Raw genomic sequence first — 20,897 nt, forward strand, 5'->3', positions numbered from 1 at the left:
TTCAAGAGTGAACGCCTATTTGCTCTAACTCCTTGTTTCGACGCGTCTTTGCGATTCCCGGTGATTCCACCAAATCGCAAAACGCCTTGGGCCTGCCGGCTCTGCCGTGCGATCAATGGGCTAAGAGAGGATGCCCGCACCCTCGGCCGGCATCGGGTAGTCGGCGGCGTTCAGCACCCAGCCGGGCTTCAGCGAGAAATCCAGGCGCGGCGGGCAGAAGATGTCGACGAGCTGGTTCACCCCGGCCAGCATGCCGCGGGAGGTATGGATGGCCGGCGGCGGGATCACCATCACCGAAGGCGCTTCGCAATATTCGTGCTGATCGTCGCGCCAGGCGTTGAGATCCGTGGTCCAGGGCCAGCGCAGGTGATGGGTGAAGGCGCCCTCCAGCGCGAGAGAGATCTGTTCGAAATCATCATGATGATGCGGCGAGAGCTTGGTCACGTCGCGCGGCCCGTGTTGCACCGGCAGGACATTCACCATCATGGTCGAGCCGCGCCAGATGCGCCCGAACCGCCCCGGCTCGTCCGGCACGTCGAGCGAATAGACATGCAGCTGGTCCCCGCCCTCCGCCTGCGGCCAGGACTGGAACGGCCCGACATTGGGATGCGCCGTCTCATAGGATGGCGCGTTCACGCAGTGGGCCGCGAGATCCTCGGCCCTGGAGGTGAACAAGCGCACGACCGCCCCCGATCCCATGATCCGGATCGTGCTCGGGCCGGGCGGAACGAAGGCGATCGAATAGCCCGGCACGCGCGCCTTGCCGTCGGCGGTCTCGACCTCGGCGCTCACGCCCGCATCGGGCAGCAGGAGCACATATTCGTCGGCCTGTGCGGCGCGGCGGAAGCAGGCGCCGTCTCGCGCTTCCGTGTAGGCAACCACGCAATGCTGGCTGCGGATGAGCCAGCTGCGGCCATTGGCATCGTCCTCCTGGGGCGCGGCCTCGTAGAACTTGCCGCAATCGGCACCGGCGAACTCGGTCGCCGCCGGCGAGGCGTGGACCGATGCCAGCGTCGAACGCGGATCCGAAGCGTCATACATGGCAACCTCCCAGCGGGACCCGACGCACTTTACGCTGCATCGATCGACTCGCTCTCATTGTTTCGTTAGTTGAAACGACGTTCTATTTATTTTTGAGACAAAGTTCTCCCTTGTCAAGAGGGCCACCAACGGCCGTCAATCGAGCACGTAGCCCAACGCTTCGGAAACCTGCTTTGCGGCCCTGACCGTTCGCTCGATCTGTTCGGCGGTGGGCGTTTCGGTAATGAACTGCACGGAGTCGACGATCGCCAGCGTGCCCACCAGGGAGCCGGCGGCATCGAAGACGGGTGCTGCCAGCGCATTCAGGCCGATCAGGATCTCGTTCGGTGCGGTGGCCCAGCCGGCCTGGCGCACGCGCTCGATCTCCTTGCGCAGGCCGCCGGGCGTGACGATCGTCGCCTGCGTACGGCGCTCCAAGCGCATGCCGAACACGGTGGCCCGCAAGGCATCATTGCCGAAGGCCAGGGCGATCTTGCCCTGGGCCGAACTGTGAAAATCGAGCAGAGATCCCGGCCGGACGCCGATCTCGACTGTGGATTTGCCCGGAACGGTGGTGAGTACACGCACCCCATCCGCTTCCAGCTGGGCAATCACTGCGGAATGGCCGAGACTGTCGCGCAATTCCCGCAGGGCCCGCGCGCTGGCCGAGACGATATCGCGCCCCTCCCCCACGGCCCGCCCCAGCTTGATCAGACGACTGCCGAGTTGGTAGCGCTCGGTCTCCGGCAGCTGGACGACGTAGCCGTGCTGCACCAGCGTCTGCAGATAGCGCCAGATCCGGCTCTTGGTGGTTTCCAGCGCGACGGCCATCGCCGACACGCCCATGGGCCGCCCCTCCTCCGCCAGCAATTCCAGGATGCGCATGGCCAGAACCACCGCCTGCACGCCGTCGCCACCAGGGCCGCTAACACGAGGCATTCTTCATTCCCTCACGAGGAAGGGCACATCTGCCCATTGACATGGGCGCCCTTTGAGTTGAACCTGATTATAGAAACGACGTTTCGACTAACGAAACAAGAGAAAACAATTCCATGCCTGCCAACAGCCTGTCACACCCCGCAGACAATTTCCGCCAGCGCCTGCTTTCGCAAAAACCCCTCCTCGGATCGTTCATCAAGACACCGACCGTCCATGCAACCGAAATCCTCGGCGATCTCGGTTTCGACTTCGTTGTCGTGGACGAGGAACATGCCCCTTTCGACCGTGGCCAGACGGAACTGGTGCTGCTGGCAGCGCGCGCAGCCGGCACCGCCGCGATCGTCCGCGTGCCCGAGATCAGCCGCATCCTCGGCGCGCTGGACGACGGAGCGGCAGGGGTCCTCGTCCCGCACATCTCCTCCGCGGCCAAGGCCCGGGAAGCCGCCGAGGCCTGCCGCTATCGCGGTGGCCGGCGGGGCTTTTCCAATTCGCCGCGCGCCGGGCGCTATGGAGGCCTCGGCATGTGGCAGCATGTCGATCGACAGGACGCACATGTCAGTCTCATCGCGATGATCGAGGACCCGGAAGCGCTGGCGGAGATCGACGCCATCCTGGCCACAGAGGGCCTGGATGCCGTCTTCATCGGACGGGGCGATCTTACGGTGGCGCTGCAGGCTGAGAGCACCGACGCGCCTGCCGTCCAAGCCGCCGTCGAGACGATCTGCACTGCGGCCGGACGGGCCGGCAAGCCCGTCTGCATGATGGTGGCCAGCGCGGCCGAAGCGAGGCGCTACCATGCCCTCGGTGCCTCCGCCTTCATCATGGCCTCCGACCAGGCCTTCATGCGCAAGGCAGCGGCCGAAAGCCTGAATAGCTTTTCCAAGGAATTCGCCGCGTAACGGCACGCGGCGGCAACGGCCCTCGCAACTCTATTTGCGCCCGCCGGAGGGGGCGGATTTCAAGAGGCGCAGCACGAGCCAGATCGGAACCACGATCACCGCTCCGAGCAGGAAATAGCCGAACAGGTCCTTGATCATGCCGAAGCCCTGCGCCGACAGGCGCTCGAGGAAGTGCCGAAGCCTGGCAAGGAGTTCCCAGGGGGTGAGGTCGAGCCAGGCCAGCACGAGGCCCACGGCGACGGAAACCACCACCAGCTTGATAATCGTGCCCATCACCGAGCCGCCCATGAACTTCTCCAGCCCAGCCATACCTAATCTCCTGCCGTACCAGCGCCTATTTCGGGCGTGACGGCCCCGCGGTCAAGCAGGGCAGTGAGGCTTTCCAGCCTGTCCGCCTCGCTCGGCGGCTTGTCCCAGCGCAAGCGTGCCAGCCGAGGAAAGCGCATGGCGACGCCGGATTTGTGGCGGCTGGAACGCGCCAGTCCCTCGAAGGCAACTTCTACCACCAGGCCTTTCTCGGCGGTGTGGACAACTTCCCTCACTGGCCCGAAGCGGTTCACCGTGTTGTTGCGGACGAAACGGTCGATGTCGCGCAATTCCTCGTCGGTGAAGCCGAAATAGGCCTTGCCGACCGGCACCAGCTCCTCACCCTTCCACACACCGAACGTGTAGTCGGAATAGAAGGAGGAACGCTTGCCATGGCCGCGCTGGGCATACATCAGCACGGCGTCGATGCGGAACGGCTCGCGCTTCCACTTGAACCATAGCCCCTTCGGCCGGCCGGGCACATAGAGGCTGTCGCGCCGCTTCAGCATCAGCCCCTCGACCGCTTCGGCATCAGGACCGGCCCCAGCGCTAGCGGGACTTTCCCGGGCCAACGCCAGGGCTTCCGGCCCGGCGAAGGCTACCAACGGCGAAAGGTCGAGGCGTGGCGAAGCAAGGCGTGCCACGAAAGTCTCCAGTCGGGCCCGCCTTTCGATGAAGGGGCAATCGCGCAGATCCTCATCCCCTTCGGCCAGCAGGTCGTAGGCCCTGATATGGGCGGGATAGTCGGCGACCAGCTTGGGCGTCACGCTCTTGCGGTTGAGCCTCTGCTGCAGGGCATTGAAATTCTCGATGCGGCCGGCACCATCCTCGCCGAGCCGCCGCACCAGCAATTCACCATCGATGGCGCCCTCGAAATTGAGGGCCTCGACGAGATCGGGAAAGGCCGGGGCAATATCCTCGCCGGTGCGGGAGTAAAGGCGCAGCACGGGTCCATTTTCAGTGAGAGCGCCGACGGCCTGGACGCGGATGCCGTCCCATTTCCATTCCGCGACATGGCTGTCCGGCAGGATGGCCGCAAGATCGCCCTCTTCCAGGGCATGGGCCAGCATCACCGGCCGAAACGGGGCGGGGTTGCCGCTCTCGGGCCGCTCGCCCCTGCCTTCCGCCCAGGCGAACAGCTCCTGATAGGGTGGCTGCAGGCCTGGCCAGGCCAGCTCGATGTCGTCGGCCGAGAGCTTGCCCAGCGCCGCAACGGCGCTCTTGGCGAGACGGGCGGAAGCGCCGATCCTCAACGCTCCGGTGATGAGCTTGAGGAATGCCCAGCGCCCCTTCTCGTCCAGCGCGTCGAGATGGCGGGCGATCAGGGCGGGCATTTCCGAGCGCCCGGCCTGGCTCAGAGCCTCGACCACTTCCGACAAGGTAGGCGCATGGTTCATGCCCGGCCGGGCCGGCCACATCAGCGCGATGGTCTCGGAAAGATCGCCGACATAGTCGTAGGACAGCGCAAAGAGTTCGGGATCGGCCCGTTCGCCGATCAACTCGCGCAGCAAGGCCGGCTTGGCGTTGCGGAAGGACAGCGCCCCGGTGATCGCCGCAAGCGCATAGCCGCGGTCCGGATCGGGCGTATCGCGGAAATAACTCGTCAGCAGCCGCAGCTTGGCGTTGCGGCCCGGCTCATAGGCAAGGCGATCAAGCAATTCGGCGAAGCGGTTCATGCCTCGTCCGCCTCCTCGTCGCCATAGCCGATCATGTGCAGGGGCTGGGCCTTCAGCCCCTGGCTGCCGGCCCAATGCACCAGTGCATCTTCCTGGCCGTGCGTGACCCAGAGCTCCGAGCAGCCCGTCTCCAAGATCGAGCGCTGCAGATCGGACCAATCGGCATGGTCGGAGATCACCAGCGGCAGTTCGGCGCCACTCTGGCGCGCCCGCGCCCGGATGCGCATCCAGCCCGAAGCGTAGACGCTGAGGGGATCCGGCATCTTGCGCGACCAGGCTTCCTGGGCCGCACTGGGCGGACAGAGCACGATGGCACCAGCCAGTTCGGCAGGCTTGACGTCGCGCACCAGGTGCAGCGTTCCGAGTTCGATGCCGAAGGCTTCATAGAGGCGCGTCACCTTCTCCATGGCGCCATGCAGATAGATCGGCGCCTGATGACCAGCCTGGCGGGCCATGGCGATGATGCGCTGGGCCTTGCCGAGGGAATAGGCGCCAACGAGATGGGCCCGCTCGGGAAACAGAGCCAGCGACCCGAGCAGCTTGCCGATCTCCTGCCGGGGATCGGGATGGCGGAACACCGGCAAAGCGAAGGTGGCTTCCGAGATGAAGACATCGCAGGGCACCGGCTCGAAGGGCAGGCAGGTCGGATCGGCCTGGCGCTTGTAGTCTCCCGAGGCGACGATGCGCAGGCCCTTTGCCTCGAAGGCAATCTGCGCCGAGCCCAGCACGTGGCCGGCGGGGTGAAACGTCACGCTCACGCCGCCGAGATCGAGCTTCTGGCCGAGAATGGCGGTCTGGCGCGTTTCGCAAAAATCCTCGCCATAGCGCGCCGCCATGATCGCCAGCGTCTCGGCGGTGGCCAGCACCTGGCGATGACCGGCGCGGGCATGATCGGAATGGGCGTGGGTGATCAGGGCCCGTTCGACCGGCCCGATGGGATCGACATGGACATCCGCCAGCGGGCAATACAGCCCCGACGGCGTCGGAATCAGCAAGTCCGAAGGCCGCATCGCGAGAACATAGGGTGAAAGCGGAACGGGGCCAAGGTGCGGGTGCCAGGAGGTGTCTGCCAGGAGGTGCGTGCCAGCGTCCTCCAGTTTTCAGGCTGGCATGGCCACGCCGAGCGCTTGTCCCGCCACTTCAAGTCCTGCCACTCCAAGTCACCTTGATTTGCTGTACCATCATCGCTCAGGTCACCAATCCATTTTGTGAACTGTTGCTCATTGCCGACATGAATCCGAACTCGAAGACCGGCTCAAGCCCAGCCTCGACCAAGGCGTCCATGAAGGCATATCTCGCGGCTTTGACTTTCCCCTCGTCGATCAACGCTTCAAGGCAGGCGCCTCGCGCAACCACATAGAGAGCTTCACCCATCTCAGGCCACCGATTGTCGAGAAAATCCAGTGCCTGCTGAACCGATCGGATCACAACCGTCTGATTGTGCCCGAGCTTGAACGAGACTGGATGATGGAAGGCAACTTCCGACATTTCACACCTCAACTAGTCCAATAAGTGCATGGCCGTTCGAAGCCGAGACAGAGATTTGAACCCGCAGCGCCGATTTCAAGGCTAATTCCCAAGCGCCGTCGGAAGCGGGTTTTTCTCCCCAAATTACGGATCAAATCAAAATATGCCCAACAGCTATGACGACAGCAGCAACGCTCCAAAGCTGGTTGGGTTCCCCGAGCATGCATGGAAAGCGAAGGCCGTCACGACCTGCATGATCAATGCCTTCGGGACACTGCGGTGCATCACCGGCGGTGGCGGCCCGAAACAGCCAGGCAGCGGCTGGCCTGCCATCCTCGCCATCTAGCGCGCCTGCCGGCTCAGCGCCCCCTTGACGCATCAAATATGAGGCCGAAGCTTGAACGTCTGACCGCGCGGCGCCTGAGTTTCCGGGCGATTCATTACTGATGCAGCGGCTCGCAGTTGGTGCGCCCAGACGTCACGCAATTCAACAGGTCATTGTCGGCCTTCAGGGTTTCGAAGACCCAAATACACGCAGCGAGCAAGAGTGCCACGAACACGAGCACCGCGATTTTACGAAGGTCATCAGAGTCCATGGGCGGGCGTCCAATCTCCGCACCAATAGGCTCCGGCTCCCCAAAAACCACAAGCATCCCCCGCCAAGAAGCGGGAAAATTGAGCACGATCCGCCCTTCATCAACTTTCTCGGCACTCCCGTCCACAAATGATGAACAAAATGCGGCGTCACCATCATGTGGAACAGGATGACATCGCCCCGCCCATGCGATACCGGAGAGGGCAACCATGGAGATCCCTTCCAGATGCTGTTCAACCGGACGCCGATGCTGGCCAAGGCCCAATCGCGGGTGCCATCCGCAAGCAAATATCTTGTCGGCGCCGGCCTGGTGGCGACACTGGCTCTCGTCGTCAGTACCCATGTCAGCGCCGCCGAACGGATCGCCCCCAAGGTGATGGTGATCACCATGTTCGGCGAGGAAACCAAGCCCTGGCTCGAGGCCCGGAAACTGACGACGAAAATCAAGGTTCCCGGCCTGTCGCGGGAATATCCCGACGTCGCGTGCGATACCGACGGCCTGTGCGTGATGACAACGGCCATGGGCTATGCCAATGCGGCCAGCTCGACGGCAGCCCTCGTCCTCGGCGGCAAGTTCGACCTGAAGCAGACCTATTTCCTGATCGACGGCATTGCCGGCGTCGATCCCAAGGACGGCACGCTGGGATCGGCGCTGTGGGCGCGCTATGTCATCGATGGCGGCCTGCGCCACGATATCGACCCGCGCCAGATCCCCGCCGACTGGCCCGACGGCATGCTGCCCCTCGGCGCCGCCAAGCCGAGCGACAAGGCAGGCTGGAGCGCCGGTACCGAGGTCTATGCGCTCAATCCGAAACTGGCGGAAAAGGCCTTCGAGCTGACCCGCTCCGTCGAACTCGCAGACGGCAAGGACGCACAGAATTATCGCAGCCGCTATCAGGACGAAGCCGCCCGCGACAAACCGACAGTGAAGCTGTGCGATACCGTCTCGATCGACACCTATTGGCACGGATCCAGGATCGGCGAGGCCATGGAACGCTGGGCCAAGCATGCCACCGACGGCAAGGCGAATTACTGCACCACGCAGATGGAAGATAATGCCACGCTGACCGCCCTCAAGCGCGGTGCCGAAGCCGGCCTGCTCGACTTCGACCGCATCGCCGTGCTGCGCACCGCCTCCAACTTCGATCGCGAGGCGCCCGGCCAGAGCGCGGCAGAGTCGCTCAGCGCCAAGTCCGGTGGCTTCGGCCCGTCGGTTGCCAATGCTTATCGTGTCGGCTCGACCTTCGCCGACGCGGTCCTCAAGAACTGGCCGTCATGGTCAGCCGGCAGGCTGTAGGCGTCTTTTGGCGCTTCCAGAGACGTCGTGGTGCTCGCAATTTTGATGAGAGCTGCCGGCATCACGAACTCTACATGGCCCGACAGGCCGTTCTGTCCGCTCGGCTTTCTCCCGCAGCCCCACCATGCTCAAAGCCCGTTCCTCCGGCAATGCCATCGCCGACCGCCGTTTCGCCTATGCCATGGACTACAAGACCGGGGGCGATCCTGCATCGGCCGCCGAACTGGTGGCGCAGGCCCTTGATGAGGCGCCTGGCTGGGCCGCCGGCTGGCTGACGCTTGGCGACCTCAACGAGACACTCGGCCGTCTGAAAGAAGCCATCGAGGCCTTCCGAAGGTCCCTTTCCCTCGACCCGACGGATGAAGCAGGCGCCGGAGCACGTCTGGCCCGGCTCGGCGAGATGCCGGCCAATGGCGCGATGACGCCGGCGCACATCGCCGCCCTGTTCGACGAATATGCGCCGCGCTTTGAGCGCTCCCTGGTGGACAATCTCTCCTATCGTGGCCCTGCCCTGCTGCGCATGGCATTGGACGGACTTGGCCGACAAGGGCCGTTCGAACGCGCACTGGATCTGGGTTGCGGCACCGGTCTTGCGGGCGAGATCTTCCACCCCTACTGCCAAAATATCGTCGGCGTCGACCTCTCCGCCGCCATGCTTGCTAAGGCACGTGCCAAGCAGATCTATCGTGAGCTGGAACGAGCCGATATCGCCGATTTTCTCCTCTGGCAGGACGCGGGCAGCGCCGACCTGATCCTGGCCGCCGACGTGTTCATCTATCTCGGTGACCTCGACACCATTTTCCGGCAAGCCGCGCGCGTGCTGGTGCCCGGCGGGCTGTTCGCCTTCACGGTCCAGAGTCAGGACGGCCCTGCCGCCTTCATTCTCAATCACGATCTGCGCTACGCCCATTCGCGTGAAGGCATCGAGAGCTGGGTGGCCGCGGCGGGTCTGCAGCCACGCCATCTCGATGACGCCTGGGCTCGCACCGACCGAGGCGTTCCGGTGCCGGGCCTGGTGGTCGTGCTGGAACGCTGACCGGTCCGCAAGACAAGAAACCTCGGCGCCACTCCTGGTACGTCGCGCGCCTTGGCAAAATTACTTCCCCAACGTAAGGATGGCCCGGGGGACTTGGTTGCTTGCCAACCAACGGAGAGTCATGCGCTTGAAGGGGGCACTATGTTTTCGAGAATTTCCGCGGTCGTCCTGGCAGGCCTTGCCTGTGCGAGCTGTGCAACCAGCGGTGGTCTGCAGACCCTGACGAGGACGGCTGACCAGACGCCGCGCGGCCGGGTCGTCAAGGACACCACTCGCATCACCGACGGCATCCTGGCCGGCAATCTGATGGTGTCGAATTTCTATTATGTGAGCCGGCCCCAGCCGGTGACGACGCCGATCCTGCGCGACATGGACATCCGGGCTCGCCGTGCCGGCTGCCTCGACGGTAATGTCCCTGTGCGCAGCAGCGTCAGCGCTCGCTGGGGCACCTATACCTCGGCCTATCGCATCATCACCCACTACGACTGCGATTGAACACCGGGCCAACGACCGACCCGCTTCGAGCGGGTTTTTGCGGAATCCGCCTCTGGTCTCCGGAGAAAGAGCATGTACTCGAAAATTCTCGTTATAGCCGTGGCAGGCCTCAGCCTTGCCAGTTGCGCCGGCCGAAGCGACCTGAACCTCATCACCCGCACCTCTCAGGAGACTTCGCGGGGCGACGTGGTCAAGCGCATTTCGCGTATTGGCGATGGTAGTCACGCTGGAGGGCTCATGGTCTCCAATTTTTACTATTGGCGCAGACCTCAACCCATCACACCCGCCATCATGCATGACCTGGATGCACGTGCTCGCCGGGAGGGGTGCGAGGGGGCACGCCCTCCCATCCGCTACAGCATCACCAATGATCCAGGCGCCTATGGCGAGGCCCATGCCATCATGGCAATCTATGATTGCCGCTAGCACCTTCAGGTCGATAGTGGACATCTGACCCCGGCAGGCCAATATCTCCGCAGGAATCGGCGATAGCGGCATGAATGAACAGATCGGGACGCGAGAGACAGGAGATCTGGGCTCCAGCTCGCCGCTCCCAACCCTTCCGGCGATCTTCGCAAACTGGTTTGCGGCCCGCGGCTGGACGCCGCGACCGCATCAGCTTAAGCTCGTCGAGAAGGCGCGCAGCGGGCGCTCGGCCCTGCTGATCGCCCCCACTGGCGCCGGCAAGACCCTGGCCGGCTTCCTGCCGAGCCTGATCGACCTCGCTCCTCGTCGCGCCAACGCCCCCTCTGCGCTCCACACGCTCTACATCTCGCCGCTCAAGGCGCTGGCCGTCGACGTCGCCCGCAACCTGGAGCGTCCGGCCGGCGAGATGGGGCTGCCCATCCGCATCGAGACTCGCACCGGCGACACGCCCCAGGCCAAGCGCCAACGCCAGAAGCGCGACCCGCCCGATATCTTGCTCACCACCCCCGAGCAGCTTGCTCTGCTGCTGGCGAGCCGGGAGGCTGCCGACCTGTTCGGCGGTCTCAAGCGTGTGGTGCTGGACGAACTCCACTCTATCGTCACCTCCAAGCGCGGCGACCTGCTTGCCCTCGGCCTGGCGCGCCTGCGGTATTTCGTGCCGGATCTCGAAGTCGTCGGCCTCTCGGCCACGGTGCGCGACCCGGATGAACTCCGGCGTTGGATCGTGCCCCAATCCCCCGGCCACCAGATTCGGGGGGCCGACCGCCCAGCCATGGCCGACCTAGTGATCGCCGAAGGCGGTGCGGCGCCGGTGCTCGACATCCTGGAAACGGCGGAGCGTCTGCCCTGGGCCGGCCACACCGCCCGACACGCCATGGCCGAGCTCTACGCCCTGATAAAGACCCACAAGACCACGCTCGTCTTCGTCAACACCCGCATGCAGGCCGAGTTCGTGTTCCAGGAACTCTGGCGGGTGAACGAGGAAAGCCTCGCCATCGCGCTCCATCACGGTTCGCTGGAAGTCGGCCAGCGTCGACGTGTCGAGGAAGCCATGGCCGCCGGACGGCTCAAGGCTGTGGTGTGTACCTCTACCCTCGACCTCGGCATCGACTGGGGCGATGTCGATCTCGTCATCAATGTCGGCGCGCCCAAGGGGGCCTCCCGCCTGCTCCAGCGCATCGGCCGTGCCAACCATCGCCTGGACGAGCCCTCGCAGGCGATCCTGGTGCCGACCAACCGCTTCGAGGTGCTGGAATGCAAGGCAGCGGTCGATGCCGCCAAGGCCGGCGAGCAGGACACGCCGATCGCCCGCACCGGCGCCCTCGACGTGCTGGCCCAGCACGTGCTCGGGGTTGCCTGCGGTGCTCCCTTCGACGCCGATGCGCTCTATCGGGAAATCGCCTCGACTGAAGCCTATGCTCGGCTCGACCGTTCGACCTTCGACGACGTCCTCGCTTTCGTGGCGACCGGCGGCTACGCCCTGAAGACCTACGATCGCTTCGCCAAGATCCGGCGGGGTAAGGATGGCCTCTGGCGCATCGCCAATCCCATGGTGGCGCAAGCCTATCGGCTCAATGTCGGCACCATCGTGGAGGAAGCCCTGCTCAAGGTGCGCCTTTCCAACAGAGGCCCTCGCGAGCCGACCCGCATGGCCGCCGACAAGCCGACGCCGTATCTGCCCTGGTTCATGGATCCCAAGGCTTCCGGCCCGCCCAAGCGCAAGCCGGGCGAAACATCGGCCCGGCGCGGCTTCGGACGCGTGCTGGGCGAGGTAGAGGAATATTTCGCCGAGGGACTTTCGGTCGGTGACACCTTCCTCTTCGCCGGGGAGATCCTGCGCTTCGAAGGCATCCAGGAGGAGGATGTGCTCGTCACCCGCGCGCCACCAGGCCGGGACCCGAAGATCCCCTCCTTCGCCGGTGGCAAATTCCCGCTTTCCACGCATCTGGCCGCCCGCGTCCGTTCTATACTGGCCAATCCCGACAGCTGGCCCACCCTGCCCGATCAGGTCGCAGACTGGCTGCGCCTGCAGCGCGACATCTCCCGGATGCCGCCGGCCGGCGACCTCCTGGTCGAGACCTTTCCGCGCGGCAACCGCCATTATCTCGTCTGCTATCCTTTCGAGGGCCGCCTCGCCCATCAGACGCTCGGCATGCTGCTGACCCGCCGGCTGGAACGGGCGAAACTGAAGCCGATGGGCTTCGTCGCCAACGACTATGCACTGGCGGTGTGGGGCGTTTCCGACATGCACAGGGCGGCGATGGACCAGTTGTTCGACCAGGACATGCTGGGCGACGACCTCGAGGAATGGCTGGCGGAATCCGCCCTGATGAAGCGCATGTTCCGCACCTGTGCCATCATTTCAGGCCTGATCGAGCGCCGCGCTCCCGGCAAGGAGAAGACCGGGCGCCAGATCTCCGTCTCCACCGACCTCGTCTATGACGTGCTGCGCCAGCACGAGCCCAACCACATCCTGATGCGCGCCGCCTGGGAGGATGCGCGCACCGGACTGCTCGATCTCCAGCGCCTTTCCAGCATGCTCTCGCGCATCAGGGGCCGAATCATTCATAAGAGGCTCGATCGCATCTCGCCCTTGGCGGTGCCGATCATGCTGGAGATCGGCCGGGAGCCGGTTTACGGCGAGGCGACGGACAGCGTCCTCGCCGAGGCAGCGGATGATTTGATCGCGGAGGCCATGGTTGGACGGCAGGATCGAGCCGACGATAGAGGAAGCGCCTGAGATGATCCGGCGGGACGAAGCCGTGCTCGGCGTCGCCGGGGTGGAATTCCTCGCCACCGCCGACGGCGCGCTGGTCTGGCCGGAAGAAAGCCTGGTCGTCGTATCGGACCTGCACCTTGAAAAGGGCTCTTCCTTCGCCGAACGCCGCGTATTGCTGCCGCCCTACGATACCGCCGAGACCCTGAAACGCCTGGCGCGGCTCCTGTCTCGTTTCGGTGCAAGGCGGCTGATCTTCCTCGGCGACAGTTTCCACGACCGCCGCGCCGATACTCGCCTCGCCTCGCGCGACCGGGAAGCGCTACAGCGTTGCATCCACGGGCGCGAAATATTCTGGATCGCCGGCAACCATGATCCCGATCCCCCAACCGACCTTGGCGGCACGGCAACGCCGGAACTGGCCATCGGGCCGGTGCTGTTTCGACATGAGCCATCGGCAAGAGCCGAGCCTGGCGAGATCGCCGGTCACCTGCATCCCGTGGCCCGGGTAGCCACGCGCGGCCGCTCGCTGAGACGGCGCTGCTTTGCCGGCGACGGCAGGCGTGCCATTCTACCGGCCTTCGGCGCCTATGCCGGTGGGCTGAACGTGCGCGACGCCGCCTTCGCGCCGCTTTTCCCCGACGGCTTCACGGCCCATTTGATGGGCGACGAGCGCGTCTTCGCCTTCCCGAGAGCGCGCTGCCTGGGCGGGTGAGAGGGTGCCACTTCCTTCTCCCCTTGCGGGAGAAGGCTGGTTGCGCCTCATTTTGCTGGAATAACGCCCCTCAACAGGGATGATGCCCGGTCCTGCCCGCCTCGGCTGCAGCGCGTTGCGACGGCGTCAGGCGCGGCTCGAGCTCGGCCAGCTTCATCAGGGCGTCCGCGTCACCCGCCGCCGCCGCAAGCGCGAGGAAGCGATAGGAAACGGCAAGATCGCGCGGCGTGCCGAGGCCCCGGGCTGCCAGCAGGGCGTAATTGTACTGACTGCCGACATGGCCCTTCTCGGCGGCCTGATGGAACCAGCGAGCGGCCTGTTCGTAATCGGGAGCGCCCATCACGGCGCCATTGGCATAGAGCACGGCCAGATTGTACATCGCGTTCACCGAGCCATGCTCGGCCGCGCGCTGATACCACAGTCCCGCCAGCACGGCGTCCTGACCGACCCCCCTGCCCTTGTCATAGGCCAGCCCCAGCAGGAACAGCGCCTGCGTGTAGCCCATCTGGGCCGCCTGGCGATAAAGCCCGGCCGCCTTGGCGAGATCCTGGGTGGAGGCCGCGGGCCGATCGAGCCGGCGGGCCTCCTCGAACCAGGCCAGAGCCTGCCCGGCCTGTTCCGGCTTGGGAATGGTGATTGCCGGCCGCGCCTGCTGAACCGCCGACGTGCTCAGGCGCGGTACCGGCCGGTTGCCGCTGGGAGCAGCGCCGGCTTTTCCGCCCTGCAACGCGCCCAGCATCATGGTCACGGCCGCCAAGCCTAGCAGGATCGGGCGCTTGTGCCGCTTGTAGAAAGGTTCATCTCCGGTCACGGGATCGTTCTCCTCGCGCGTGATGGCCCCCTCGGCCTCATTTGCAGCACGCGCCGCCCGCCGCGCTGCGGCGATGAAGGCGCTGCGTGTTCCGCTCGACGGCAACGGGCTGCCCGCCCCGAGGGCGGAAACCTGGCTGGGGCGGCCGATATTTTGGGGTGCCTCTGCGGATGAACTCCGGGGTCCGTCGCCCGCAAGGGATCGCGGCAGATCGTCGGACCAGGAAATGTCATCGGGCCGCTCACGGCCGAACAAGGGCGCGATGCCGGACATGTCGGGCGGCCCGACGATGACCGATCCACCCCGGCTCCTGACCATGTCTTCGACTACGGCCAGACTGTTGCCGAGTTGGTGCAGCAGCGATTGCAAGGCTTCGAGGGCCGTGCGCGTATCCCGGACATCGTCCTGCTGATATTGGCGCAATTCGCTATAGAAACGCTGCAGTTCTTCCGGCAAGGCCGCCAACGCCGATCCGGCCAAAGCCTCACCGAAAACTTCCCGCAATTGTGCGGCGCCAAGCGTTCCGCTGCCGAGCCCTTCGATGTTCCCCGCCATCGCCGTGATCTGCCGCTCCAGGGCGGAGACGGCCGCCTCGTCGACGACGCGCCCATCCAGGGCTTCGAGCTTGGTCATCAGCCCCGTCAGCGAGGCATTGGTCGAGGATTGCACATCCTCGACGGCCTGGCGCAGGGCATCGATCTTCTCGTGAAGATCGTGCGCACCCTCAGGCTGGCGAACAAGATCGCCGAGGCGGGCGCGGATGTCGGCCGTCTCGCGCTGGAGAGCGGCCAATACGGCCGGATCCTGGGCCTGACGCGTCAGCAGATCGAGCTTCTTGTCGAGACGAGCGAACTGCTCGGGGGAGCGGATGTCGGCGATATGCCGGTTGAGATCCGCCATTTCCGTACGCAGGCCGGCGAGATCTTCCTGGCCGGGCGCGACGGTGGGATGGCTGCGGCGCAGTTCCGCGACCTCGCGTGTCAGCGCCGCGATCTGTTCGCTCAGATCGTCACGGGGCGCCGGCGAAACCGATGGTGCGGACGCAGACGGACCGAGCTTGGTGGCCATGCCGGCGATGCGCTGCTCCAGATCGCGTGCCAAATCGTCAAGACCATCGGCATCATCGACGGGCGCCGTAGCTGTGGGTCGAGACGCGAAACCGTCCACGAGGGCATCGACCAGGGTGGCCATCTGGGTCTCGCTCTGCTCCTGCCTGTGGATAAGTTGCTCGATCAGCCCCGCCATTCTGGTTTCGCTTGCTCGGATATGGCGCGCGAGCACGGACGCGCTGACCTCTACTGTCTGGATCCTGCGTTTCGGGTCACCCGAACTACTACCGGCATACCTTTCCTGGCTGGCTGCCAGCTTCCGTGCAATCGCAGCCAAGGGCGATTCCGGGAGATCGCTCTGCGTCTCGAAAAGAGACGGTTCATGCAGTTTTTGCTCGGCAACGGTCGATTTCAGCCATTGAGCAAGCGTCATGCCCGAGCGCCGTGCCAGAATAGCGGCAGCCTCGCGCGTCTGGGAATCGACGCCCTCGACACTCCATGACACTGCTTGGCTCATTTAGCTTCCCGTGCCGGCGAACGGCCTGATTCTCACGCCTCTCCCGTCCTCCGCCCCGGAAAATCGGGCCGGAAACACGGAGAGAGGGCGGCACGCAGTGCCCGCAGCAGCAGCTTTCGCGCAACAGGGTAAATATCCCCTTAACCGTCACTGCCCTAGCGCTCTTCCTGGCAGCAACAACATTGTAGAGCATCCAAAGCGCTTTTTTACTAAAAACCCAACCACCCAAGCTCCCGAGCGGACAGGAAAGTGGGGTACCGTGCAAGAACCGACATTAGACTTTGCGACAAGGCTAGAATTCTCTTGATGCCCGTGTTGTTCGAAACGCTTAACGCGCGCTAATTTAATACGTTACCCTTGAAAGGAAGCAGAGCGGGGGCTATGATCTCCCTGCTGGAGATCTAGGCGTTCGCTTGGTAATATATTAATTGCTGACGCCCCCCGGATTTCGTATTATGGTACCTGTTGCAACGAACGAGTAGCGGCGCTGCTAGCCTGTAACGGGCGCGAGAGAGAGACCATGTCAAAGTTGGAAGCCAGGTCGGCGACAAACACAAAAGGCCAACCGGTGACGGTATTCGTAGCAGAGACAGAAAACGCCACGAATAGTACGGTCACCTATACAATAGGTGACCTTGCGCGAGAGTTTGGCGTTACCTTGCGAACCTTGCGCTTCTACGAGGACAAGGGCCTTCTCAATCCAACGCGCGACAACCTGACTCGGCTTTATAGTGCACGTGACCGCGAGCATCTGCAACTTATCCTTAAGGGTAAGCGGCTGGGTTTTACCCTGGTGGAAATCGGCGAGATGATCGCCCATCATGGGGAAGGCAAGACGGCAAGTCTCGACATCAGCGCCAGCACCGTCCGCGAACAGATCGAGCATCTGGAGCGCCAGCGCCGCGAGATCGACGAAGCCTTGGCCGAATTGCGTCGCAGTTATGAGGGATTGGCCAACGCCCTGCCGCGCTAAGTGGTCGCACTCACTCGTCGGAAGTACCTGATCGGCGGCACAGGTTTCCTTGTGTTTGCTGGCCTTGGCTCATGGGCCCTCGTCCTATCCGAGCAGAAGGCTACCAGCGTGATCGGCAAGCCGTTCATGTTGACGGATGCCGATGGCAGAGCCTTTGACTTCAAGGAATTGCAGGGCAAGCCGAGCCTGATCTATTTCGGCTTCACGCACTGCCCCGACATCTGCCCAACGACGCTGTTCCTGCTCGCGCAGGTGATGAAGAAGCTCGGACCGGACGCCTCGCAGATCAACACGCTCTTCATCACCGTCGATCCCGACAGGGACACGCCCGAGCAATTGAAGGCCAGCCTTTCCACCTATGACCCGCATCTGCGCGGCCTGACGGGCGACCCCGCACAACTTACCGCGATACGCGACTTCTACAGCATAGAAGCAAGAATTTTGCCGGGAACAGGCAAGAATTACAATATCGATCACACCAACACTGTCCTTGTACTCGACAAGGATGGCCGCCTGCGTTCGAGCTTCGACTTGCACGCGTCGCCGGACGAGGTGGTTGCGCTCCTGGAAACTGTCATGCAGGGTCGATAGAGTGCGAGATCAAGGGTCGACCTTGCGATGGATCGCCATGGACGGATCCGGCATTCCCGACCCGAACGATGATCAGCCCCGCTGCAATAGGAATTCGACCTGTTGAAATTCGGCGCCCTCTCGACGCTTCTCTTCGGATTGATGCTCGCCATATCAGCCTATGGCGACGCCAGGGCCGCCTCGACCACCACCGGTCCCTATGGCCTTTGGGATCCGCACCGGCGCCCCGAGCGGCCAGACCTGAAATCGGTGCGCCGGATCCGCTTCCTGACCGAGGACGATTTTCCGCCTTTCGACTTCCAGGGGTCGAGCGGCACTCTGGAAGGTTTCAATGTCGACCTTGCCCGCGCGGTTTGCCGGCAGCTGAAACTGTCCTGCACCATCCAGGCCCGGCGCTGGGACACCATCGTCGCGGCCCTGGAGGAGGGCCAGGCAGATGTCATCGCCGCCTCGCTCGTGCCGAGCAAGGAAGCCCGCGAGCGGCTGCAGTTCTCCCGCCCTTATTACATGCGTCCTGCCCGCTTCGCCATGCGGCGCAAGGATCCGCCGCCGGTCTTCACGCCGGAGGGGCTGGCTGGCCGCCATATCGGCATCGTCGCCGACACGGCGCATGCCGCCTACGCCAAAGCCTATCTCAAGACCGCCAATCTGGTATCCTTCGTCACTGACGCGGCGCTGCGTGAAGCCCTCAAGCGCGGGGAGATCGATCTGATCTTCGCCGACGGCATCGGCCTGTCGCTCTGGCTCAACGGCTCGGACGCCGGCGATTGCTGCAGCTTCGTGGGCGCGCCCTATCTCGACAGCCACTTTTTCGGCGATGGCATCGGCATGGCCCTGCGACGCGAGGACGGCGATCTCAAGCAGGCGATCGACTACGCCCTTTTCCAGATCTGGGAGCAGGGCATCTATGCCGATCTCGTACGCCGCTGGTTTCCTGTCGATCCCTTTGCAGGGCTTCCGTGACGTAAACGAAAACTTATGCGCCCCCGCTGTTACCGAAAAGACTCACTTTGACGTCGAAGCTGGGGAAAACGCACACCGCGTCAGCAGGACTCTTGCGCTGGAGTCACTGCCTATTGTAGTTAAGGCTTCGTTAAGCACGACATCTCGTGCGGCGTCTCGTAACTCCTGTCAGCTCATGGCGTGCATGCGCAACGATGTTTTGTCGACATCGAGGCTGATGGGAAAGGATTCGGCGTAGCGAATTCGGGCGAAAACAAGGCGGAAGGCAGGAGAGGCTGATGCACTGGACAGACGAGCGGGTAGAACTTCTGAAAAAGCTGTGGTCAGAAGGCCTGTCTGCTAGCGCCATTGCCACAGAACTTGGCGGTGTCACGCGTAATGCCGTGATCGGTAAGGTGCATAGACTCGGCTTGTCTGGCCGGGCCAAGGCTCCTGCGCCGGCGCCACAGCGCCGTATCAAGCCCACCCGGGCTCCATCGCATCCTCTCCGCACCCAGACTTCCGTGCCCGTGGTGCGGGGCAACACCGCCCTTGCGCCGCAGATGATGCCGCTTGTCGCCATCGAGGAACGTCCCGAACCTACGCTGCGTCCGGTCGAGGAAGTCGTCATCCCGATGTCCGAACGCGTCACCATCATGGAACTGCGCGAGCATATGTGCCGCTGGCCGCTGGGCGATCCCGGCCGCGAGGACTTCCGCTTCTGCGGAAGCCGTGTCGGGCCCTCGGGTCCGTACTGCCTCCATCATGCTTCGATCGCCTACCAGCCGGTGCTCGACCGCAGGCGCGATCGCGACAAGGAGCGTCGCGCTGCCCGCGCCTGATCGTCGCATCCCATCCTATCCATTCGAAGGCAGGGTTTTCCCTGCCTTTTCTTTTGCGGGGCACCAGTACCTTTCCCAAAGGGAAACCCTTGCTTTTGCAGGTTCATTAGCCTAAAGGCCAGCCTGCCCCAAACTCTTGTTGCGCGGCGTTGCAAGACAACACACCGGAACCGGAGCAATGACACGGAATGCGGATGGGGCTTCCCCCGACATCGCGGCAAAAAGCGTAGCCATCGACGGCAACACGCTGATCGCCTGGGGCTTCAAGCCCGGCAAATGGTTCAACCAGGGCTTGGCCGAGGCCAATCGCCTGCGCCGCGCTGGCGCGGATGACGACGCCATCTTCATCGCCCTGCAGGGCCTGCAGCCGGTCGAGACACTGCTGCGGACCAATGGCTTGCCCTATGGCGTCTTCCTGGATGCCGAAGGCGAACTCGAACGCGCCAACCTCGCCTCGGTGACCGCGCATATGGACGCGCTCATGCGGGTGCCCACTATCGTCGCCGGCGCTGTGATGCCGGACGCTTGCCCGTCCGGCACCGCCCTCGGGACAATCCCGGTCGGTGGCGCGGTGGCGTGCGAGGATGCCATCCATCCCGGCTTTCATTCCGCCGACATCTGCTGCTCGGTGGCGATCACCGTGTTCGCACGCAAGGACGATCCCAGGCGTATCCTCGACGCCGTCCAAGCCGTGACCCATTTCGGTCCCGGCGGGCGCAAGACGATGATCGTCCCGGATTTCGCGCCCGACATCGACGCCACGTTACAGGCCAATCCGTTCCTGCACGGGCTCGACAACATCGTGACAGGCCATTTCGGCTCGCAGGGCGATGGCAATCACTTCGCCTATGTCGGGCATCTGCGTTCCAGCGGCCAGCCGGCATTGGTGACCCATCACGGCTCGCGCGGGCTCGGCGCCCAGCTCTACAAGCGCGGCATGGCCGCAGCGCGCAAGCACACGCAGATCGTGGCACCGCGGGTGCCGGCTCACAATGCCTGGCTGAAGGCCTCGAGCGCGGAAGGGCAGGCCTATTGGCAGGCCCTGCAATTTGCGCGGAGCTGGAGCAAGGCAAGCCATTTCGCCATTCACGATCATGCCGCCAGGTCGCTGGGCAACGCCGTGGCCGACCGGTTCTGGAACGAGCATAATTTCGTGTTCCGGCGCGACGACGGGCTTTATTATCACGGCAAGGGCGCAACGCCTTCCTGGGCCGGCTTTTCGCCGGATGATGACGGCCGCACGCTGATCCCGCTCAACATGGCCGAACCGATCCTGATCACGGCGCATCGCGACCGCAAGGAGGCCCTCGGCTTCGCTCCACATGGGGCGGGCCGCAACCTCAGCCGCTCGGCCTTTCTACGCCGTGAAAAGCCGGATCTGCCCGAGGGTATCGACGTGCGCTTCTACTGCGGCAAGCCGGATCTGTCCGAACTGCCGCAGGCCTACAAGAATGCCGCCTCGGTCCGGGCCCAGATCGACAAATACGGGCTCGCCGAGGTGATCGACGAGGTCGTGCCCTATGGCTCGATCATGGCCGGCGACTGGGAGCAGGACGCTCCCTGGCGCAAGCGGCGCTGAGCGAAG

At 64.1% G+C, this 20,897-nt stretch carries 21 protein-coding genes; 13 read left to right on the forward strand and 8 right to left on the reverse strand.

The window, feature by feature from the left end:
• Positions 1–120 precede the first annotated feature (120 nt).
• Complete coding sequence (locus ACR9ZN_RS18400) at positions 121–1,041, reverse strand: cupin domain-containing protein (protein ID WP_481272846.1); 921 nt, start codon at positions 1,039–1,041, stop codon at positions 121–123.
• Positions 1,042–1,176: 135 nt separating this feature from the next.
• Positions 1,177–1,959 carry an IclR family transcriptional regulator gene (locus ACR9ZN_RS18405; protein WP_441770252.1) on the reverse strand — a complete coding sequence of 261 codons (783 nt, stop codon included), beginning with the start codon at positions 1,957–1,959 and terminating at the stop codon, positions 1,177–1,179.
• Positions 1,960–2,072: 113 nt separating this feature from the next.
• Here ACR9ZN_RS18405 and ACR9ZN_RS18410 point away from each other — a divergent pair, with 113 nt between their 5' ends.
• Positions 2,073–2,858 carry an HpcH/HpaI aldolase family protein gene (locus tag ACR9ZN_RS18410; RefSeq protein ID WP_481272847.1) on the forward strand — a complete coding sequence of 262 codons (786 nt, stop codon included), beginning with the start codon at positions 2,073–2,075 and terminating at the stop codon, positions 2,856–2,858.
• A gap of 30 nt (positions 2,859–2,888) precedes the next feature.
• On the opposite strand, the gene ACR9ZN_RS18415 is transcribed toward ACR9ZN_RS18410, so the two are convergent.
• The 4 genes from ACR9ZN_RS18415 to ACR9ZN_RS18430 all read right to left on the reverse strand — a co-directional run bounded on the left by ACR9ZN_RS18415 (position 2,889) and on the right by ACR9ZN_RS18430 (position 6,328).
• Positions 2,889–3,167 carry a DUF6460 domain-containing protein gene (locus ACR9ZN_RS18415; RefSeq protein WP_149253881.1) on the reverse strand — a complete coding sequence of 93 codons (279 nt, stop codon included), beginning with the start codon at positions 3,165–3,167 and terminating at the stop codon, positions 2,889–2,891.
• A gap of 2 nt (positions 3,168–3,169) precedes the next feature.
• Entirely contained in the window at positions 3,170–4,840 is a 1,671-nt protein-coding gene (locus tag ACR9ZN_RS18420) for a cisplatin damage response ATP-dependent DNA ligase (RefSeq protein WP_481272848.1), read from the reverse strand.
• Complete coding sequence (locus ACR9ZN_RS18425; protein ID WP_481272849.1) at positions 4,837–5,850, reverse strand: ligase-associated DNA damage response exonuclease; 1,014 nt, start codon at positions 5,848–5,850, stop codon at positions 4,837–4,839. Before ACR9ZN_RS18425 ends, ACR9ZN_RS18420 begins: the two co-directional genes overlap by 4 nt.
• Before the next feature lie 178 nt (positions 5,851–6,028).
• Positions 6,029–6,328, reverse strand: a complete 300-nt coding sequence (locus ACR9ZN_RS18430; RefSeq protein WP_481272850.1) for a DUF982 domain-containing protein — start codon at positions 6,326–6,328, stop codon at positions 6,029–6,031.
• Between the two features lie 142 nt (positions 6,329–6,470).
• On the opposite strand from ACR9ZN_RS18430, the gene ACR9ZN_RS18435 reads away from it, so the two are divergent.
• Entirely contained in the window at positions 6,471–6,653 is a 183-nt protein-coding gene (locus ACR9ZN_RS18435; RefSeq protein WP_481272851.1) for a hypothetical protein, read from the forward strand.
• 94 nt (positions 6,654–6,747) lie between these two features.
• Here ACR9ZN_RS18435 and ACR9ZN_RS18440 read toward each other — a convergent pair whose 3' ends face one another.
• Entirely contained in the window at positions 6,748–7,113 is a 366-nt protein-coding gene (locus ACR9ZN_RS18440; protein ID WP_481272852.1) for a hypothetical protein, read from the reverse strand.
• A gap of 15 nt (positions 7,114–7,128) precedes the next feature.
• On the opposite strand from ACR9ZN_RS18440, the gene ACR9ZN_RS18445 reads away from it, so the two are divergent.
• The 6 genes from ACR9ZN_RS18445 to pdeM all read left to right on the forward strand — a co-directional run bounded on the left by ACR9ZN_RS18445 (position 7,129) and on the right by pdeM (position 13,587).
• Positions 7,129–8,199 (forward strand): purine-nucleoside phosphorylase, encoded by a 1,071-nt coding sequence (locus ACR9ZN_RS18445; RefSeq protein ID WP_481272853.1) that lies wholly within the window; start codon positions 7,129–7,131, stop codon positions 8,197–8,199.
• 124 nt (positions 8,200–8,323) lie between these two features.
• The gene (locus tag ACR9ZN_RS18450) at positions 8,324–9,235 is read left to right on the forward strand and encodes a methyltransferase domain-containing protein (RefSeq protein ID WP_481272854.1); all 912 of its coding nucleotides are present in this window, start codon (positions 8,324–8,326) and stop codon (positions 9,233–9,235) included.
• A gap of 141 nt (positions 9,236–9,376) precedes the next feature.
• Entirely contained in the window at positions 9,377–9,730 is a 354-nt protein-coding gene (locus ACR9ZN_RS18455) for a hypothetical protein (RefSeq protein WP_434957915.1), read from the forward strand.
• Positions 9,731–9,802: 72 nt separating this feature from the next.
• Positions 9,803–10,156, forward strand: coding sequence for a hypothetical protein (locus ACR9ZN_RS18460; RefSeq protein WP_454815666.1), 354 nt, complete (start codon positions 9,803–9,805; stop codon positions 10,154–10,156).
• Positions 10,157–10,226: 70 nt separating this feature from the next.
• The gene (locus ACR9ZN_RS18465) at positions 10,227–12,896 is read left to right on the forward strand and encodes a ligase-associated DNA damage response DEXH box helicase (protein WP_481272855.1); all 2,670 of its coding nucleotides are present in this window, start codon (positions 10,227–10,229) and stop codon (positions 12,894–12,896) included.
• Position 12,897: 1 nt separating this feature from the next.
• Positions 12,898–13,587 carry a ligase-associated DNA damage response endonuclease PdeM gene (pdeM, locus tag ACR9ZN_RS18470; RefSeq protein WP_454815670.1) on the forward strand — a complete coding sequence of 230 codons (690 nt, stop codon included), beginning with the start codon at positions 12,898–12,900 and terminating at the stop codon, positions 13,585–13,587.
• Positions 13,588–13,657: 70 nt separating this feature from the next.
• On the opposite strand, the gene ACR9ZN_RS18475 is transcribed toward pdeM, so the two are convergent.
• Positions 13,658–15,964 carry a tetratricopeptide repeat protein gene (locus tag ACR9ZN_RS18475; RefSeq protein WP_481272856.1) on the reverse strand — a complete coding sequence of 769 codons (2,307 nt, stop codon included), beginning with the start codon at positions 15,962–15,964 and terminating at the stop codon, positions 13,658–13,660.
• A 520-nt stretch (positions 15,965–16,484) separates the two neighbouring features.
• Between ACR9ZN_RS18475 and ACR9ZN_RS18480 the strand changes: the two genes are divergently transcribed.
• The 5 genes from ACR9ZN_RS18480 (at position 16,485) to ACR9ZN_RS18500 (ending at position 20,891) form a co-directional block, all read left to right on the forward strand.
• Positions 16,485–16,937: a MerR family transcriptional regulator gene (locus ACR9ZN_RS18480; RefSeq protein WP_434957920.1), complete on the forward strand. Its 453-nt coding sequence runs from the start codon at positions 16,485–16,487 to the stop codon at positions 16,935–16,937.
• Between the two features lie 108 nt (positions 16,938–17,045).
• Positions 17,046–17,528: an SCO family protein gene (locus ACR9ZN_RS18485; protein ID WP_481272857.1), complete on the forward strand. Its 483-nt coding sequence runs from the start codon at positions 17,046–17,048 to the stop codon at positions 17,526–17,528.
• A 102-nt stretch (positions 17,529–17,630) separates the two neighbouring features.
• Positions 17,631–18,491 (forward strand): transporter substrate-binding domain-containing protein, encoded by an 861-nt coding sequence (locus ACR9ZN_RS18490; RefSeq protein WP_481272858.1) that lies wholly within the window; start codon positions 17,631–17,633, stop codon positions 18,489–18,491.
• A 278-nt stretch (positions 18,492–18,769) separates the two neighbouring features.
• Entirely contained in the window at positions 18,770–19,312 is a 543-nt protein-coding gene (locus ACR9ZN_RS18495) for a GcrA family cell cycle regulator (protein WP_434957923.1), read from the forward strand.
• Between the two features lie 178 nt (positions 19,313–19,490).
• Positions 19,491–20,891 carry an RtcB family protein gene (locus ACR9ZN_RS18500; protein ID WP_481272859.1) on the forward strand — a complete coding sequence of 467 codons (1,401 nt, stop codon included), beginning with the start codon at positions 19,491–19,493 and terminating at the stop codon, positions 20,889–20,891.
• The last annotated feature ends 6 nt before the right edge of the window (positions 20,892–20,897 follow it).

This window comes from Labrys sp. HAY1-8F (assembly GCF_056754975.1).

Bases quoted from the DNA above. Each gene is read 5' to 3' on its own strand.
- ACR9ZN_RS18400 (WP_481272846.1), bottom strand. From the start codon at position 1,041: ATGTATGACGCTTCGGATCCGCGTTCGACGCTGGCATCGGTCCACGCC.
- ACR9ZN_RS18405 (WP_441770252.1), bottom strand. From the start codon at position 1,959: ATGCCTCGTGTTAGCGGCCCTGGTGGCGACGGCGTGCAGGCGGTGGTT.
- ACR9ZN_RS18410 (WP_481272847.1), top strand. From the start codon at position 2,073: ATGCCTGCCAACAGCCTGTCACACCCCGCAGACAATTTCCGCCAGCGC.
- ACR9ZN_RS18415 (WP_149253881.1), bottom strand. From the start codon at position 3,167: ATGGCTGGGCTGGAGAAGTTCATGGGCGGCTCGGTGATGGGCACGATT.
- ACR9ZN_RS18420 (WP_481272848.1), bottom strand. From the start codon at position 4,840: ATGAACCGCTTCGCCGAATTGCTTGATCGCCTTGCCTATGAGCCGGGC.
- ACR9ZN_RS18425 (WP_481272849.1), bottom strand. From the start codon at position 5,850: ATGCGGCCTTCGGACTTGCTGATTCCGACGCCGTCGGGGCTGTATTGC.
- ACR9ZN_RS18430 (WP_481272850.1), bottom strand. From the start codon at position 6,328: ATGTCGGAAGTTGCCTTCCATCATCCAGTCTCGTTCAAGCTCGGGCAC.
- ACR9ZN_RS18435 (WP_481272851.1), top strand. From the start codon at position 6,471: ATGCCCAACAGCTATGACGACAGCAGCAACGCTCCAAAGCTGGTTGGG.
- ACR9ZN_RS18440 (WP_481272852.1), bottom strand. From the start codon at position 7,113: ATGGTTGCCCTCTCCGGTATCGCATGGGCGGGGCGATGTCATCCTGTT.
- ACR9ZN_RS18445 (WP_481272853.1), top strand. From the start codon at position 7,129: ATGCTGTTCAACCGGACGCCGATGCTGGCCAAGGCCCAATCGCGGGTG.
- ACR9ZN_RS18450 (WP_481272854.1), top strand. From the start codon at position 8,324: ATGCTCAAAGCCCGTTCCTCCGGCAATGCCATCGCCGACCGCCGTTTC.
- ACR9ZN_RS18455 (WP_434957915.1), top strand. From the start codon at position 9,377: ATGTTTTCGAGAATTTCCGCGGTCGTCCTGGCAGGCCTTGCCTGTGCG.
- ACR9ZN_RS18460 (WP_454815666.1), top strand. From the start codon at position 9,803: ATGTACTCGAAAATTCTCGTTATAGCCGTGGCAGGCCTCAGCCTTGCC.
- ACR9ZN_RS18465 (WP_481272855.1), top strand. From the start codon at position 10,227: ATGAATGAACAGATCGGGACGCGAGAGACAGGAGATCTGGGCTCCAGC.
- pdeM (WP_454815670.1), top strand. From the start codon at position 12,898: ATGATCCGGCGGGACGAAGCCGTGCTCGGCGTCGCCGGGGTGGAATTC.
- ACR9ZN_RS18475 (WP_481272856.1), bottom strand. From the start codon at position 15,964: ATGAGCCAAGCAGTGTCATGGAGTGTCGAGGGCGTCGATTCCCAGACG.
- ACR9ZN_RS18480 (WP_434957920.1), top strand. From the start codon at position 16,485: ATGTCAAAGTTGGAAGCCAGGTCGGCGACAAACACAAAAGGCCAACCG.
- ACR9ZN_RS18495 (WP_434957923.1), top strand. From the start codon at position 18,770: ATGCACTGGACAGACGAGCGGGTAGAACTTCTGAAAAAGCTGTGGTCA.
- ACR9ZN_RS18500 (WP_481272859.1), top strand. From the start codon at position 19,491: ATGACACGGAATGCGGATGGGGCTTCCCCCGACATCGCGGCAAAAAGC.